Consider the following 15,077-nt stretch of genomic DNA (forward strand, 5'->3'; position numbering starts at 1 on the left):
CTCGCTACCCGAGTTCCAGGCTGGTGACGCCGAACGTCAGCTCCTCCTCGACCGGGGGAACCGGGCCGGTGTACATCCGCACGGTGTGCGAACAGGCCGTCAGGCCGCGGCCGGTGGCCAGCGCCTGCGCGGCCTGCCGGGGCTCGGGGATGTCCAGGAAGACCTCTCCTCCGGGGCCTGCGGCGGCGGTGAGGCTGTCGAAGAGCGCCGCCGCGTCCTCGGGGGTGTCGGCGAAGAGCGGGCCGATGCGGTGGCCGCTGCGGGCGGGGCGGGTCACGCCGTATCCGGCGACGCGGCCCGCGCGCAGCAGGACCCTGGTGTGGTGGCCTGGAGCGGTCAGCCAACGGGAGAGGAAGCCGTGCCGGCCGGCGGGGAAGCACCGGCGGTCGTAGGCGGCGACCGCGTCGAGGTGGGCGGCGGTGAACGGTACGGCGTCCGGGTCGAGCGCGGCGGGTGCCTCGGGTCGCCCGGCGTACCGGAGGGTGTCGTGTACGGCGGTGAATCCGGCGCGGGCGTAGGTGGCCTGCTGGGCGGGGACCGCGTCGAGGCCGATGGTGCGGCGGCCGGCGTGCGGGACGGCGGCGCGCCAGGTGGCCAGGCCGAGGCCGGTGCCCCGGTGGTCGGGGTGGACGAGGTAGTAGCCCAGGAAGGCGAAGTCTGCGGAGTAGTTGACGACCGAGACCGCGGAGACGGTCCGGGTGCCGAGGCGTCCGGTGAAGAATCCGGCGGGGTCGGTGGGGTGGAAGCACTCGGTGTCCCCGAGGCCGGGGTTCCATTCCTCCTGGGCCGCCCACTCCGCTATCTCGCGCCACTCGTCCAATGAGGCGGCGCCGACGGTGAGTTGGCCGGCGGGGTGCGGCGGGGTGGCGGTTTCGACGGGGCGGTGCATCGCTGGTGTGCGTCCCTTCAGGTGGGGTCGGGGAAGCGGCAGGGGGTGCGTGGTGCGCGGCGGCCTGCCGCGAGCCTCGCGCCCCCTGCCGCTGTGTCCGTGGTCCGGTGCGCGGTCAGATGAGGTCCATGGCGGCGACCTCGTCGGGGCGGCCGTAGCTGACCGGCCCTTGGAAGCGCCGGCGGGCGGTGGCGAACCACCAGACCGTGGCGATGATGAGCACCACCGCGAGGGCGATGGGTGCGTAGTTGAACGATGCGGGGGTGATCGGTGCGGCCTGCGGCAGCATGAACAGCACGTTGCTGATCACGATCCAGGCCACCGCGATGGCGGCGACGGCCTTGCCGTAGCGGCCGAGGTTCCACGGTCCCGGCTCGAAGTCGTTCAGCCGCAGCCGCAGGAAGATCGGCACGCCGTAGGCGAGGAAGAGGCCGACGACGTTGACGCTGACGACGGCGGTGAAGGCGGTGTGCGACCACCAGCCGGGCAGGACCAGCACGAGCGGGCAGGCCGCGGCGAGCCAGACCGCCTTGACGGGGGTGCGGGTGCGCGTCGAAACCGAATGCCACCAGCGGGAACCCGGCATCGCGCCGTCCCGCGAGAACGCGAAGATCTGCCGGGTATTGCTGGTCATGTTGGCGAGGCCGCAGAACAGCATGGCGCCGATCACGATCAGCAGGAGCAGCTTGGCGGTGCTGACTCCGAGTGCGTCGATGAGAATCTGCACGGGCGGGGCGTCCGCGCTCGCGGCGTGACCGTAATCGCGGATGGCGTACACGAGCGCGAGCATGAGGATCAGTCCGGTGATCGCGGAGCAGGTGATGGCCCGCATGATCCCGCGCGGTGCGTTGACGGTGGCCTTCACCGTCTCTTCGGACATGTGAAAACTGCCGTCGAACCCGGTGAACGTCCAGCTGGTGACGAGCAGGCCGAGCATTCCGCCGTAAATCCCGTTGGTGAAACCGGTGTTGTTGGCGAAATGGGTGACGAACGAGGGTGACTGATGGCCCGTCGGAATCAGCGCGAGGGCGGCGACGATCACCACCATCCCGATGAGCAGCCACCACACGGAAATCCGGTTCACCACGGCTACCAGACGCACCGTGTAGGTGTTGGCCAGAGCCTGGATGAAGAGGATCACCGCGGTGAGTCCGACGGTCTGCTGGGGCGTGGCCACGTAGGAGGGCCACTGCATGGAGAGGAACGCCTGGATGAAGGTGGCGGCGGCGAAGTTGGTGGCCGCGGTGCCGCCCACCTGACCGACGAAGTTCAGCCAGCCGGTGTACCAGGACCAGGCGCCACGGTGCCGTTTGGCGAGCTTCCCGGCCGAAAAGTACAGGGCGCCGCTGGTCGGGTAGGCGGAGGCGATTTCTCCCATGGCGGCGCCGACGAACAGCACCATGATCGATACGCCGATCCAGCCGAACACCAGAATGCGCGGGCCGCCCGCGTTCATGCCGAATCCGAAGGACGAGAAGATTCCGGAGATGATGTTGATGATCGTGAAAGAGATCGCGAAGTTGTCAAAGGCGCGGAACCTGCGGGTCAGCTTCCGCGGATATCCCATCGCATGCAATGTCGCGTCATCATCAAAAGTGTCGGGGTCTGCGCGGTGCGGGGATTTCGCGCGAGCCGTGGTTATACGCTCGGACACAACCGTAAACCTTTCTGACAGGGCTGATAGGAAGACTTCGGTGGGGGAATCGCAGTCGTGCTATCGGCGCTGTCGTTACCCGTCGCGTCTCACGAATGCGTTCATCTGTACCTCCATCCGTTCAGGCAGCTCCAGGAATGGGAAGACCGCATGAACGTCTCGCCTTCGTCAATTGCTCTTCCGGTTTCCCGAAAGCACTCCACGGCATGCGGGCCGCATAGGGCCCCATCGCCGTGAAAACTTCGCGCGCCTCGAATTCATGCTTCGCCATGAAAAGCGCATGCGCCAGATACGAGAGGTCGAGCACGGGGGTGAACCGGTACCCGGCCGTGAGCGGGAACCACTGGCGGTAGATGCCGAGTGCGGTGCTGATCCACTGCGGCTGCTCCCAGGTGTGGTCGGCCAGCAGGGCGGTCGGGTTGTACTCGTCGACCAGCGCCACCAGCGGCAGCAGCCGCAGCGCCGACGAGGCCGCGGCCCGCTGGCTCAGGAACGCGGCGACGTCCCAGCTCGCGCTCGCCGAACCGCCGTTGCGGGTGAAGAAGAAGGACAGGAACCTGTGGTGCGCCTCGCGGTGCCAGGGGTCGAGCCGAAGAATATGCGCGAACAGATACCACGGGCCGGTCGGCGCGGTGAGGAGTCCCTGCGGGGCCGGATCCTGGGGTCGTTGAAATCGCGACAAGGCCAGTTGGCAGACCCACGGGGTGGGGTCATCCGGCAGCATCTGCGCGGCGCGCTCCCCCGCGGTGCGCGCGATACGCACCATGGCCTCTTGCCGCCGGTCGTCGGTTTCGGCCATGCGCAATGCCCGGATCATCGCCACCCGCGCCCACAGCAGTGCCGCCTCCGGTCCCGGCTCTTCCGAAATCCAGCGCTCCGCCAGGTCCGAGTCGGCGGCTTCCGATGCCAGCACCAGCGACCTGTGGGCCCGTACCTCGAAATCCCCCCGGGTCTCTTTCAGTACCTCATGGGCACCGAAGTACCGGCCGGCCCTGACGTCCATACACGCCTGCGCCAACTGCCGGTCATTGGCCGCCGGACTCCACACGTACTGCCCCTCGAATGAGCCAGCCGCCATGATCCCCTCCCGGTCCCGAAGGCGTCATCATCCACCCGCTCACATTTCGTCCACGCCTAATTCAGCCGGATCGTTTCCCCCGATCCGATGATGGCGGGGCACACCCTACTCACCAACAAGTGATAGCGAAAATAGTCGCCTGGAATATCGGGTTCCACACCTTTTGCACCACCCATTCGAGGCGGAATCCCGGACCTCTTCCCCACCGGTTCCACTCTCTTGTCATTCCGCACTGCATGCGCTATGCGATTGGCATATTCATTCCTCCTCGAAATCTCCACATCTGATGGAGTGTCACCAACAGGACACCATTGAGGCGGCGACGGGGCGACGGGAACCGGTCCGACGCCGGCCCGACGGACGCCCATGAGCGCACCCCGCCGACACCTGCTCGCCCACGCGCGCAAGCGGCGGCAGGTCAACTCCCCATCGGTCAAGTGAAGTTCAACCACCCGAGCCCGAAGCCCGCGCGCCGCCCTCCACCAGGTCGTTCCTCTGAACAAGAAGGGCCACGAGGAGCACTAATGCGCCAAAAATGGCGCACAGAACATCGTTAACCTGCTTGTAGCATTGCCTTTCATTGACACTGCCTTGGTGATCCTTTTACCTTCGGAACGTGCGGCATCGGCAAGGTCAGCGCCGCACTCCCACACACCCTTCGGAGGCCCGGCATGGAAGCTCTCATCAAGAAGATGGCCCAGGACGAGATCTGGCAGGGCTGGGTGGCCGTCAACTCCGCCGGAGCGGCGGCGAAGAACGGCTGCATCAGCGCCACGCCCAAGGCCGGCTGTATCAGTGCCACCCCCAAGTCGGGCTGCGTCAGCGTGGCGAAGGCCGGCTGCATCTCCTGACCCGGCCGACCGCGCCCGGAGCACCCGTTTCCCGAGCACTTGTGAAGGTTTTCCATGGAGTTGGACGGTCAGCCGTCGGCCGAGGTCATCGCCGAGATCAAGGACATCCCGATCTACCGCGCCTCGCTGGAGCAGGGGCACTTCCCCCTCCTCGACAAACCGGAGATCGCGCGCGGCTTCCCCGACAACTGGATGACGCCCAGGCTCGCCGCCGCGCTGAAGACCGGCGACGCCGAGTTCGTGCTGTCCACCGGCACCCACCACGCCCGGATGCAGATCATCCGCCCCCCGTACTTCCTCCTGCGCTCCTACTACCAGTTGTGGAGCGAGCACCCCGACCTCGCCGCCACCTGGGAAGCGGACTGCCGCCGGGTGTCGCTGACCACGGTCCTGGCGACCGAACACGTCGCCCGGGTGAACGCCGCCAAGCGCGGCGAAGAGCCCGCGGCCGTCCCGGACGCCGCGGACCGGCAACTGGACGCGCGCACGTCGTACGTCAACCTCCGGCTCGATCCGGCCCTTTGGGAACGCGCGGACGTCGTCCGGATGCTCGCCGAGATCGACGCGGCCCGTCAGACCCACCCGCGCGGCTGGTACCACCTCGACTGCTCCTCGTACCACCTCGCGCATCTGCTCCGGAAGATCGGCACCTGGCACTTGTGGGACGCCTTTCCGCCGCCCGCCAGCATCATCCACGCCTACGAGTACACGCCGGTGAACGTCCGGCGTTTCCTGGAGCAGCACTTCGCCTGCCCGATCATCGATCTGTTCGGCAGCACCGAACTGGGCTACCTCTTCTCCAGCGACCGCCGCGGCGGCTACCGCCCCCATCTCGACAGGATGAGCGTCGAACTGCTCCCGGTGGCCCCGGGCAGCGAGATCTTCCAGCTCATCGTCACCAGCATCCGCAACCCGTACATGCCGCTGGTCCGTTACCGCTCGGGCGACTGCGTACGGACGCGGGACGGCACCCCGGACCCCGCGAAGATCGCCCGGTTCTGCGGGCGGGTGAAGGAGCTGCTGCCGACGCCGCACGGCCCGGTGTCGCAGGGCGACCTCGACCGCCTCATCGGCGCCGCCTCCGCGCGGGTCTTCGTGCACCAGTTGCAGGTGTCCGGCACGGACGAGGCACGGCTGGCCTACACCACGTTCGACGGCAACCCGGTCCAGGCCGCCGAGGCCGCCGCCCTGGAACGCGGTGTCCGTGAACTGACCGGACGGCACTGCCGGGCGGAGCACCGTACGCGCCTCCCGATAGGGAAGTCCGGGAAGTACGCCTGGCTCGCGACCGACACCTGACCACCCCGACGGGAGAACCATGACCAGCAGCACCCCGCTGTCCGCCGACGACCTGACCGCCCTGCTCGGCGAGGCGCTGCACACCGAGGTGGTGGCGCACTTCGTCCATCACACGGGCGCGCCGGAGGAGTTCGTCGAGCGCCAGGTGACCGAGTGCCTGCGCTACCTCTACCTCGTCTCGCACCATCACGAGCAGCTGAGCGGCCTTTTCCTGCCGGTCGAGCAGGAGATCGACGAGATCTGGCACTACCTCATCCTCCAGACCCGCGAGTACCGCAGCCTGTGCGAGGAGCGGCTGCCCGGACGGTTCTTCATCGAGCACCGCAGCATCGCCTACGAGGCGTACCAGCAGGAGCCGGGCCGGGAGCGGGCCATCGAAGAGGCGCTGCGCTGGATCCCGCTGTACTGCCGGGAGTTCGGCCCCTTCGACGAGGGCGCGCTGCCGCACTGGACCGTCGTCCGCTTCCTGCACGAGCGGATGGACATACCCCTCGCGGAGATCGCCGCCCTGGAACCGGCGGCCGTTGCCGCATAGCCGCCCGGGAGAAGGTGGCACGGCCACGGACCCGGCCGTGCCACCTTCTCCCCGGCCTGCGGCGCAATGACGTCCGCAAGACGCCCCCGCCCCCATGAATCCCCCCACCCTCACCGTTCCCGGCGCCGGGACCACCGTCCCGGCCGTACGGCGAACCGAAAGGCGATGATGCGACAGGACAAGAACACGCCGGGCCGACGCCGCCCGGCCGTACGAACGATGACCACGATCACCGTGATCCTCCTCTTTCTGCTGGGCGCCGCGGCGCCGACCGCCGGTGCAGCGGTCGCGGCCCCAGCCACCGGCTTCGCACTCATGGGCGCCCCCGCGGCCTTGGGTGGGCCCCTGTACGGCAACGGTGAACTCGCCGAGCGGGAGTCGGAGCGCGGGCAGGCGGTGCGCCGTGGCTCGCGGCACGCGTACCTCCCGCTGCCGGATTCCGGCCCGCCCCTGCCGTCGCCGTCCGCCGCCGTGCTGTCCGTCGGCAATTGCGCGCCGGCCGGGGCGAGGGCCCAAAGAGCCTCGCCCCGGGTGTCCGTGCCGCGCGAACTCCGCGTCCTGCACTGTGTCTTCCGCTGCTGAGCCGATCCGCCGGGCCCGTCATGCGCGCCCTCCGCATCACCTTCCCGCCACCGTCGCGGTGGCACCCCTCATCAGCAGGAGAACTCCCCTCGTGGACACCTTCATCCACCATGCCCGGGGCCACAGTGCCCGTATCGCCGAACTCCAGGAGGAGCGGGAGAGCTACGGCCGGCTCGCCGCCGGCCAGTCCCCGCTCGCCCTGTTCATCACGTGCTCCGACTCCCGCGTCATCCCCTCGCAGATCACCGGCGCCCGGCCGGGTGAACTGTTCGAGCTGCGCACCGCGGGCAACGCCGTCCCCCGCTACTCCGACGGCGGCCCGGCAGGCGCCGAAGCCGCCACGATCGAGTACGCCATGCGCGTACTGAACGTCGCCGACATCGTGGTGTGCGGCCACTCGCACTGCGGCGCCGTCGGCGCCAGGGCGCGCGGCGACGACCTGACCGGCGTGCCGGACGTACAGGACTGGCTGGACCGGCAGTTGTCCGAAGAGCTTCCGGACGACGAGGAACCCGCCGTACGCAGCGCCGTGCGCCGGCACGTGTACGAACAGCTCGGCCGACTGCGGGAGTACCCGAGCGTGCGCGAGCGCCTGGAATCCGGCGAGGTCGCGCTGCACGGCTGGTTCTACGAAGTCCACACCGGCCAGGTCACGGTGCACGACCCGGCAACCGACTCGTTCCGCCCGCTGTGAAGGCGGGCCCACTCACCATGAATCGACTGATCGTGAACCGACTCCCGTCCCTCCGGGCGGATTTCACCGCGTCCCTCGTTGTCTTCCTCGTGGCTGTCCCGCTGTGCGTCGGGGTGGCGGTCGCCTCCGGCGTGCCCGCCGAACTGGGTCTGGTGACCGGCATCGTCGGCGGCCTGCTGACCGGCCTGCTGCCCGGCAGCAGCCTGCAGGTCAGCGGTCCTGCGGCCGGCCTGACCGTGCTGGTCTACGAGGCCGTCCAGGAGTACGGCCTGGGTGCGCTGGGCGCCCTGGTGCTGGCGGCCGGCCTGTTGCAGCTGGTCATGGGCGCCCTCAAGCTCGGCCGCTGGTTCCGTGCCATCTCCGTCGCCGTCGTGCAGGGGATGCTGGCCGGCATCGGCCTGGTGCTGATCGCCGGGCAGCTCTACACGCTCGCCGACTCCAAGGCGCCGGGTGACGGGCTCTCCAACCTCGCCGGGCTGCCGGCGCTCGTCCTGCACACCGTCCGTGACGGCGGCGCGGCGACGGCTCTCGCGGTCGGTGCGGGCACCATCGCCGTCCTGGTGCTCTGGCCGCGCTGGAAGCGCGCGGCACGTGTGCTGCCCGCTCCGCTGGCGGCGGTCGCGCTCGCCACGGTCACGGTCTTCGTCCTGGACCTGCCGGTGGCCCGGGTGGAGGTCAGTGGCCTGCTGGACGCCATCCAGCCGCCGGGCTTCGCCGACATCGGGCGACTGACCGAACTGGGCGTGCTGGGAACGGTATTGGCTTTCACCCTGATCGCCTCCGCCGAGTCCCTCTTCAGCGCGGCGGCCGTCGACCGGCTGCACTCCGGCCGGCGCACCGACTACGACAAGGAGCTGATGGCCCAGGGCGCGGGCAACACCGTCTGCGGTGTGCTCGGCGCGCTGCCGATGACCGCGGTGATCGTCCGCAGTGCGGCCAACGTCCAGGCGGGTGCCAGGACGAAGCTGTCACGGGTGCTGCACGGCGTATGGATCCTGGTGTTCGCCGCGGCGTTCCCGGCCGCGCTGGGTGTGGTGCCGGTGGCAGCGCTGGCCGGCATCCTGGTGCACGCCGGGTGCAAGCTGATACCGCTGCGCGAGCTGCGGCCGCTGTGGCGCGAGCACCGCGGTGAGGCGGTGGTGCTGTTCGCCACGGCCCTCGCCATCGTGACGGTCAACATGTTCGAAGGCGTGCTGATCGGCCTGCTGCTGGCGGTCGCCAAGACCGCCTGGGACACCTCGCAGGTGCACCTCGACATCGAGATACCCGAGGGCGACGAGCCGATACAGGTACGCGCCGTCGGCAATGCCACGTTCCTGCGGCTGCCCAAGCTGCTGGACCAGTTGGCGACGCTGCCCGCCGACCGCGCCGTGGAGCTGGACCTCGACGGTCTGCGCCATCTCGACCACGCCTGCGCCACCGCGCTGAACAACTGGGCCGAGCAGCACCGCCGCGCCCGTGGCCCGGAGGTCCTGACGTCGTGACGCGTACGGCGCCCCGGGCCCCGCGTGCAGGGGCCCGGGGCGCCGGAGTCGCCCCCGTCATTCCCCGTCCGCCGCCCGGTAGGTGACGCGTCCGGCCAGCCAGGTGCCGAGCACCCGGATGTGCCGGATCCGCATCGGGTCGGCGGTGCGGGGGTCGTCCGACAGCCAGACCAGGTCCGCGGGCGCCCCGGGCGCCAGCCGCGTGCGGTCGTCGGCGTGCGCCTGGTAGGCGACGCCTGAGCTGTACGCATCCAGGGCCTGGTCGACGGTCAGCCGCTGGTGCGGCGTCCAGCCGCCCTCCGGGGCGCCGTCGAAGGTGCGGCGGGTCACCGCGACCTGGAGGCCGTCGAGCGGCACGTGTGAGCTGACGGGCCAGTCGCTGCCGAAGGAGAGCCGGGCGCCAAGACGCACCAGGTCGCCCATCGGATACTGCCGAGCGGCCCGCGTCTCCCCCACCCGCGGGAGGGTCAACACGGTCTGGAGCGGGTCGAGTTGGGCCCACAGCGGCTCGAAGTTGGCGATCACGCCCAGGGCGGCGAAGCGGGGCAGGTCGGCCGGGTCGGCCAGCTGCACGTGGGTGATCACCGGGCGGCGGTCCCAGGGCGGGTTGGCCGCGGCCGCCGCTTCGACGGCGTCGAGTGCGGAACGGACGCCGGCGTCGCCGATGGCATGCAGGTGCACCTGGAAGCCGTCCGCGTCGAACGCCGTTACCGCTTCGGCGAGTTCGGCGGCGGGCCAGACGGGCATTCCGCAGGTGTGCGGCGCATCGTGGTAGGGCCGCAGCATCGCCGCCGTGCCGCCCTCGATGACGCCGTCGCAGAAGAACTTGACGGTACGGGCGGACAGCAGCGGGCAGCCGTCCGCCGCGATCCGCTCACGGGTGGCGGCGAACGGCGCGCGCTGGGCACGCCAGCAGCCGGGGTCGGCGCGCTGCGCGAGGTTCACGCGGAAGGCCAGGGCGCCGCGCCGGGCGGCCTCCCGGTAGGGCGCCACCATCTCCGGTTCGACCCAGGCGTCCTGCACCCAGGTCAGGCCCGCGCGGGTGTAGAGCGCACCGGCCCGCCGCAGGGCGTCGACGAGTTCGTCCACGGTCCTGGCGGGCAGCCGGTCGAGTACCAGGTCGCAGGCGTGCCATTCGCGGAGCGTGCCCATCGGCGTGCCGTCGAGGCGCCGGACGATGCGGCCGAGCCGCGGCTGCGGGGTGGCATCGGTGATGCCCGCCCTGCGCAGCGCTTCGGTGTTGCACCACACCGTGTGGTAGTCGTACGCGCGCAGCACCACCGGCCGGCCGGGCACCGCGTCGTCCAGCCAGCGGGCGTCGAACTCCCCCGCGGGCGCCAGTGCGGGGTCGTAGGAGGCGCCGACGATCCACTCCTCCTCGGGGTGCGCGGCAGCCCAGCGTCCGACCTCGGCCACCACCGCGTCGACCGACGCCAGCCCCTTGATCTGCGGTCCTGCCGCCTCCAGGCCGCCGAACATCGGGTGCGCGTGGCCGTCGCCGAAGGCCGCGGTGAGCAGCCCGGATCCGAGGTCGACGGTCTCTGCCCGGCCGGCGGCCAGAGCCTCGGCGGCCGGGCCGAGTGCGACGATGCGGCCGTCGCGTACGGCGAGTGCGGTGGTGTCGGTGCCGGGACCGCCGCCGGTGCGTACCGTCCCGCGGAAGACCAGGGCCGCCTCTGCGGTGTCCATGAGGGTCCTTTCTCCGTCCGGATGTGTCCGCGCGGGGTGGTCAGCCGCGTTCGGCGTCGGCCGTGGTGAGCCGGGTGTAGGCGGCACGGTCGCGGCGGCGGATGCGCAGCGCGCGGGCGATTCCTGCGGCGAAGGCGACGGGCAGCGGCGCGAGGAGGGCGACGTTGACTCCCGTGGCGGCGCCGGTGAGCAGCTCGAAGTTGCGGCAGACCAGCACGATCAGCACGACGAGTCCGGTGCAGGCCACGAGCGGGGCCGCCGCCACCCGCCAGGCGGGCATCCCGCGCCGGTCCCGGCGGAAGAAGCCGTACACGGCGAGCGCGGCCAGCGCCTGCATCAGCATGATGCCGACGATGCCGGTGCCGTTGGTCCACAGGAACGTGACCGCGTACGGGTCCTGGCCCGCGGCGACGGTGGCGAGGACGACGAGGAGTGCGAGCACCGACTGGAGGAGCACGGCAGCGGCGGGCGACCTGGTGCGGGCGGTGACGGTGCCGAGGCGGCGGGGCAGCAGGTGGGCGCGGCCCAGTGCGTAGAAGTAGCGGGTGGCGCCGTTGTGGAAGGCGAGAGTGGCGGCGAAGGCGCTGGTGATGAGGAGGAGGTGCATGGTGTCGGACGCCCAGGGGCCGACGAAGCGTGTGGTGGCGGCGAAGAACATGTCGGTGCCGCCGGGGCCGCCCGCGACGTCCTGGGCCCGGTCCGCACCGTAGGCGTTGATGATCACCCAGACGGTGAAGGTGTAGAAGAGCGCGAGGAAGGCGACGGCGGCGTAGGTGGCGCGGGGTACCGAACGCGCCGGGTCGCGTACTTCCTCGGCGTAGATCGCGGTCGCCTCGAAGCCGATGAACGCGCCGACGGCGAGGACGAACATGCCGCCCACCCCGGCGTTCTGGAGGTGCACCGGGGAGAGCACGGTGAGGTCGGGTCCTGCGGGTCCGCCGCCGTGGGCGAACACGCCGACCTCGAACACCACCAGCACCAGCACTTCCAGGACGAGCGCGACGCCGAGCACCTTGGCGCTCAGCGTGACCTTGAGGTACCCGAGTACGCCGATCGCCACCAGACCGGCGAGCGACCACACCCACCAGGGGGTGCGGGCCCCGGTCAGGTCCTGGAAGCCGGACGCGGTGAAGTAGCCGAAGGCGGTGAGCAGTCCGACCTCGATGGCGTTGTAGGCGAGCAGCGCGACGTAGGCGGAGCCCGCGCCTGCCGGGCGGCCGAGGCCGCGTCCGATGTAGGCGTAGAACGCGCCGGCGTTGCGGACGTAGCGGCTCATCGCGGTGAAGCCGGCCGCGAAGACGATGAGCAGCAGGCCGGAGAGGAGATAGCCGAGCGGGGCGGCCTGGCCTGCCATGCCGATGGCGACCGGTGCGGCGCCTGCCATGACGGTGAGCGGGGCGGCCGCGGCGACGACGAAGAAGACCAGGTCGCCGGTGCCGATGGCGCCGTGTTCCAGGGCGCGGGCGGCGCCGGGCCCGCGCGGGCGGGTGGCCGCTGGGGAAGGCGTGGACGACTGCGTGACCATGCGCGATCCTCATGATTCCTGGCGTGGGTTTCGGCAGACCGTACGCGCGCTCCGGCCTTCGGGGGAAGACCGCGAGAAGGCCGCGACACGTCGGCGGCGCGGGGATGATTGCGCGGATTCCGCTTGTTGAGCGAAGGTCATGGCGGCCGGGCCGAAGGATCCAGCCGGGTCCGGGTGCCGAGCGAATAGCGACGATGGGACGGGCAGATGCCTCTTGAGGGTCAGTACGAACCGAGCCCCGAGCAATGGGTGCGCGAACAGGTCGAGTTGATCGAGAGTTCCGGAGGGCAGCAGGGCACGACGCTGCGCGGGATGCCGGTCATCGTCCTGACGACGCGGGGCGCGAAGAGCGGCAAGCTCCGCAAGAACCCGCTGATGCGGGTGGAGCACGAGGGCCGGTACGCCGCCGTGGCCTCGCTGGGCGGCGCGCCCAAGCACCCGGTCTGGTACCACAACATCGTCGCCGATCCCCGCGTGGAGCTGCAGGACGGGCCGGTGCGCCAGGACATGACGGCGCGTGAGGTGACCGGCGAGGAGAAGACGGTGTGGTGGGCGCGCGCCGTCGAGGCGTTCCCCGACTACGCCGACTACCAGCGCAAGACGGACCGTGAGATCCCGGTCTTCGTCCTGGAGTCGGCGGACCGCCCGCACTGACCCGCGGACGGCCGGCACCGGCGGGCTGCCGCGCGCCGCCGGTGCCGTCTTGGCGGCCGGGCCCGCTGCCGTCGGCCGGTCAGAGGGTGACCAGCGAGACCTCCGTCGCCTTGACGCTCGTCCAGACCGGGACGCCGTCGGCCAGGCCCAGTTCCAGGGCGGCCTGCGGGGTGACCTCGGCGACCAGGTCGGGTGCTTCGGGCGAGGTGACCAGGATCCGCAGCCTGCTGCCCGCCGCGGTGATCTCCCGTACCGTGCCGGGCCACACGTTGCGCGGGCTGCCCTCGGGGCGTTCGCGGTGCACGGACACCGCCTCGGGCGCGAGGATCGCGAGCGCGGGCGCGCCCTCGGCGATCCGGTCGGCGGCAGCCAGGCGGCCGCCGCCTTCGAGCGCGAGCCCCTCGCCGGTCCCGGTGCCAGGCCAGGCGTTGCGGCCCAGCATCCGGGCGACCCAGGGCGAGCGGGGGCGGCGGGCGACGTCTGCGGGCGGCGCGTCCTGGAGCGTGCGGCCGCCGTCGAGCACCAGCACCCGGTCGGCCAGCGAGACCGCCTCGACCGGGTCGTGGGTGACGATCAGGCAGACGCCGCCGAACCCGGCGAGATGGCCGCGCAGGGTGTGCCGGACGTGGGCTCGGGTGGTCTGGTCGAGCGCGGCGAGCGGTTCGTCGAGGAGCAGCAGGCGGGGGCGGGCGGCCAACGCCCTGGCGAGGGCGACGCGTTGGGCCTGGCCGCCGGAGAGCTGGGCGGGCTTGCGGTGGGCCAGGGCACCGACCCCGAGTCGGTCGAGCCACTGCTGGGCCGCGCGGCGCGCCTCGGCGCGCGGCACTCCGTGCGCGCGCAGCCCGTACGCGGTGTTGCTCAGAGCGTTCAGGTGCGGGAAGAGCGCGCCGTCCTGGGGTACCCAGGCGACGCCGCGGCGGTGCGGTGGCAGGGCGGTGACGTCGGTGTCGCCGAGCCGGAGTGCGGCGCGGGCGCGCGGGGTGAGACCGAGGAGGGCGCGCAACAGGGTCGTTTTTCCGGCGCCGTTGGGGCCGACGACGGCGATGGTGGTGCCGGGCTCGGCGTCCAGGGTCAGTTCGTTGAAGCCGGTGACGTCGGCGTGCAGCGGCCAGCGGTCCTGGGGTTCGGCGGGCGGTGCGGGCTCTTCGGCGGCCGGCGCGTCGTCGGCGGGGGTGGCCGTGGTGTCGTCGGACGGGGCCGGGGAGCGGCGGGCGGTGCGGGGCGGCGTACCGCCGGTCCAGCGGCCGCGCAGCGCCACCAGGACCGCCATGGCGATGGCGAGCAGCAGCAGCGAGACCGAGGTCGCCGCCTCCGGGGAGTCCTGGAGCAGCAGGTAGACCTGGAGCGGCAGGGTCTGGGTGGTGCCGGGCAGATTGCCGGCGAAGGTGATCGTGGCGCCGAATTCGCCGAGCGCCCGCGCCCAGGTCAGCGCGGCTCCGGCGGCCAGGCCAGGGGCGGCCATCGGCAGTGTGACGGTGCAGAAGACGCGGAAGGGCGAGGCGCCGAGCGAGCCCGCGGTCTCCTCGTAGGAGGGGCGGAGTCCGGCCAGGGTGCCTTCGAGGCTGATGACGAGGAACGGCATCGCGACGAAGGTGGCGGCGACCACGGCGCCCGAGGTGTGGAAGGGCAGGACGATCCCGAACGTGTCCTCCAGCCAGGGTCCGAGCACGCCGCGGCGGCCGAAGCCGAGGAGCAGGGCGACGCCGCCGACGGTCGGCGGCAGCACCATCGGCAGCAGCACCAGCGAGCGGACCAGCGCCTTCCCGGGGAACGACACCCGCGCCAGCAGCCAGGCCAGCGGCACCCCGAGCAGCAGGGACAGGCCCAGCGCCCAGAAGGAGACCAGCATCGAGAGCCGGAGCGCCTCGGTGACGCCGGGGCTGGTGAGGTGGGTGCCGAGATCGCTCCAGGTGGTGCGGGCGAGGATGCCGACGAGCGGCATCAGCAGGAACGCCACCGCGAGGAGGGCGGGCACCGCCAGGGCGACGGGCGTACGGGCACCGGGTACAGCGATCCGGCCGGTGCGGGCGTCCGGCGGGCGGCGGATGCGGAAGCGTCTCATCGAGGTTCCTGGGATCGGGCCGGAGCGCTGGGCGCGGCCGGTGGCGGGGGCACGGCGACGGGGCCGCGGGGCGCGGCCCGT

General features: G+C 71.4%; 13 protein-coding genes. 7 read left to right on the forward strand and 6 right to left on the reverse strand.

Annotated features, from left to right (window positions below; genetic code table 11):
- Positions 1–4: 4 nt before the first annotated feature.
- The 3 genes from LIU39_RS10250 to LIU39_RS10260 form a co-directional block, all read right to left on the reverse strand.
- The gene (locus LIU39_RS10250; protein WP_227046314.1) at positions 5–889 is read right to left on the reverse strand and encodes a GNAT family N-acetyltransferase; all 885 of its coding nucleotides are present in this window, start codon (positions 887–889) and stop codon (positions 5–7) included.
- Between the two features lie 115 nt (positions 890–1,004).
- Positions 1,005–2,456 carry an amino acid permease gene (locus LIU39_RS10255; protein WP_227046315.1) on the reverse strand — a complete coding sequence of 484 codons (1,452 nt, stop codon included), beginning with the start codon at positions 2,454–2,456 and terminating at the stop codon, positions 1,005–1,007.
- A gap of 208 nt (positions 2,457–2,664) precedes the next feature.
- Positions 2,665–3,621 (reverse strand): hypothetical protein, encoded by a 957-nt coding sequence (locus LIU39_RS10260; protein WP_227046316.1) that lies wholly within the window; start codon positions 3,619–3,621, stop codon positions 2,665–2,667.
- Positions 3,622–4,292: 671 nt separating this feature from the next.
- Between LIU39_RS10260 and LIU39_RS10265 the strand changes: the two genes are divergently transcribed.
- From LIU39_RS10265 to LIU39_RS10290, 6 genes are all read left to right on the forward strand, one after another.
- Positions 4,293–4,472: a hypothetical protein gene (locus LIU39_RS10265; protein WP_227046317.1), complete on the forward strand. Its 180-nt coding sequence runs from the start codon at positions 4,293–4,295 to the stop codon at positions 4,470–4,472.
- A 60-nt stretch (positions 4,473–4,532) separates the two neighbouring features.
- Complete coding sequence (locus LIU39_RS10270) at positions 4,533–5,771, forward strand: phenylacetate--CoA ligase family protein (protein WP_227046373.1); 1,239 nt, start codon at positions 4,533–4,535, stop codon at positions 5,769–5,771.
- A 19-nt stretch (positions 5,772–5,790) separates the two neighbouring features.
- The gene (locus tag LIU39_RS10275; protein WP_227046318.1) at positions 5,791–6,306 is read left to right on the forward strand and encodes a glycine-rich domain-containing protein; all 516 of its coding nucleotides are present in this window, start codon (positions 5,791–5,793) and stop codon (positions 6,304–6,306) included.
- 219 nt (positions 6,307–6,525) lie between these two features.
- Complete coding sequence (locus LIU39_RS10280; RefSeq protein WP_227046319.1) at positions 6,526–6,888, forward strand: hypothetical protein; 363 nt, start codon at positions 6,526–6,528, stop codon at positions 6,886–6,888.
- 91 nt (positions 6,889–6,979) lie between these two features.
- Positions 6,980–7,582 carry a carbonic anhydrase gene (locus tag LIU39_RS10285; RefSeq protein ID WP_227046320.1) on the forward strand — a complete coding sequence of 201 codons (603 nt, stop codon included), beginning with the start codon at positions 6,980–6,982 and terminating at the stop codon, positions 7,580–7,582.
- Between the two features lie 17 nt (positions 7,583–7,599).
- Positions 7,600–9,066 carry a SulP family inorganic anion transporter gene (locus LIU39_RS10290; RefSeq protein ID WP_264482604.1) on the forward strand — a complete coding sequence of 489 codons (1,467 nt, stop codon included), beginning with the start codon at positions 7,600–7,602 and terminating at the stop codon, positions 9,064–9,066.
- 57 nt (positions 9,067–9,123) lie between these two features.
- On the opposite strand, the gene LIU39_RS10295 is transcribed toward LIU39_RS10290, so the two are convergent.
- Together LIU39_RS10295 and LIU39_RS10300 are read right to left on the reverse strand one after the other, a co-directional pair.
- Positions 9,124–10,755: an amidohydrolase gene (locus tag LIU39_RS10295; RefSeq protein WP_227046322.1), complete on the reverse strand. Its 1,632-nt coding sequence runs from the start codon at positions 10,753–10,755 to the stop codon at positions 9,124–9,126.
- A 40-nt stretch (positions 10,756–10,795) separates the two neighbouring features.
- Complete coding sequence (locus LIU39_RS10300; RefSeq protein WP_227046323.1) at positions 10,796–12,280, reverse strand: APC family permease; 1,485 nt, start codon at positions 12,278–12,280, stop codon at positions 10,796–10,798.
- A 207-nt stretch (positions 12,281–12,487) separates the two neighbouring features.
- Between LIU39_RS10300 and LIU39_RS10305 the strand changes: the two genes are divergently transcribed.
- On the forward strand, positions 12,488–12,934 hold the full coding sequence (locus LIU39_RS10305; RefSeq protein ID WP_227046324.1) for a nitroreductase family deazaflavin-dependent oxidoreductase: 447 nt from the start codon (positions 12,488–12,490) through the stop codon (positions 12,932–12,934).
- Between the two features lie 79 nt (positions 12,935–13,013).
- Here LIU39_RS10305 and LIU39_RS10310 read toward each other — a convergent pair whose 3' ends face one another.
- A complete protein-coding gene (locus LIU39_RS10310) occupies positions 13,014–14,996 on the reverse strand; it encodes an ABC transporter permease (protein WP_227046325.1) in 1,983 nt (660 codons plus the stop codon).
- Positions 14,997–15,077: the final 81 nt, after the last annotated feature.

It is taken from the genome of Streptomyces pinistramenti, assembly GCF_020564935.1.
Classification (GTDB): Bacteria; Actinomycetota; Actinomycetes; order Streptomycetales; family Streptomycetaceae; genus Streptomyces; species Streptomyces pinistramenti.

What these genes read in the sequence shown, in the direction of transcription:
- LIU39_RS10250 (WP_227046314.1), bottom strand. Translation starts at nt 889, where the DNA reads ATGCACCGCCCCGTCGAAACCGCCACCCCGCCGCACCCCGCCGGCCAA.
- LIU39_RS10255 (WP_227046315.1), bottom strand. Translation starts at nt 2,456, where the DNA reads ATGGGATATCCGCGGAAGCTGACCCGCAGGTTCCGCGCCTTTGACAAC.
- LIU39_RS10260 (WP_227046316.1), bottom strand. Translation starts at nt 3,621, where the DNA reads ATGGCGGCTGGCTCATTCGAGGGGCAGTACGTGTGGAGTCCGGCGGCC.
- LIU39_RS10265 (WP_227046317.1), top strand. Translation starts at nt 4,293, where the DNA reads ATGGAAGCTCTCATCAAGAAGATGGCCCAGGACGAGATCTGGCAGGGC.
- LIU39_RS10275 (WP_227046318.1), top strand. Translation starts at nt 5,791, where the DNA reads ATGACCAGCAGCACCCCGCTGTCCGCCGACGACCTGACCGCCCTGCTC.
- LIU39_RS10280 (WP_227046319.1), top strand. Translation starts at nt 6,526, where the DNA reads ATGACCACGATCACCGTGATCCTCCTCTTTCTGCTGGGCGCCGCGGCG.
- LIU39_RS10290 (WP_264482604.1), top strand. Translation starts at nt 7,600, where the DNA reads ATGAATCGACTGATCGTGAACCGACTCCCGTCCCTCCGGGCGGATTTC.
- LIU39_RS10295 (WP_227046322.1), bottom strand. Translation starts at nt 10,755, where the DNA reads ATGGACACCGCAGAGGCGGCCCTGGTCTTCCGCGGGACGGTACGCACC.
- LIU39_RS10300 (WP_227046323.1), bottom strand. Translation starts at nt 12,280, where the DNA reads ATGGTCACGCAGTCGTCCACGCCTTCCCCAGCGGCCACCCGCCCGCGC.
- LIU39_RS10305 (WP_227046324.1), top strand. Translation starts at nt 12,488, where the DNA reads ATGCCTCTTGAGGGTCAGTACGAACCGAGCCCCGAGCAATGGGTGCGC.
- LIU39_RS10310 (WP_227046325.1), bottom strand. Translation starts at nt 14,996, where the DNA reads ATGAGACGCTTCCGCATCCGCCGCCCGCCGGACGCCCGCACCGGCCGG.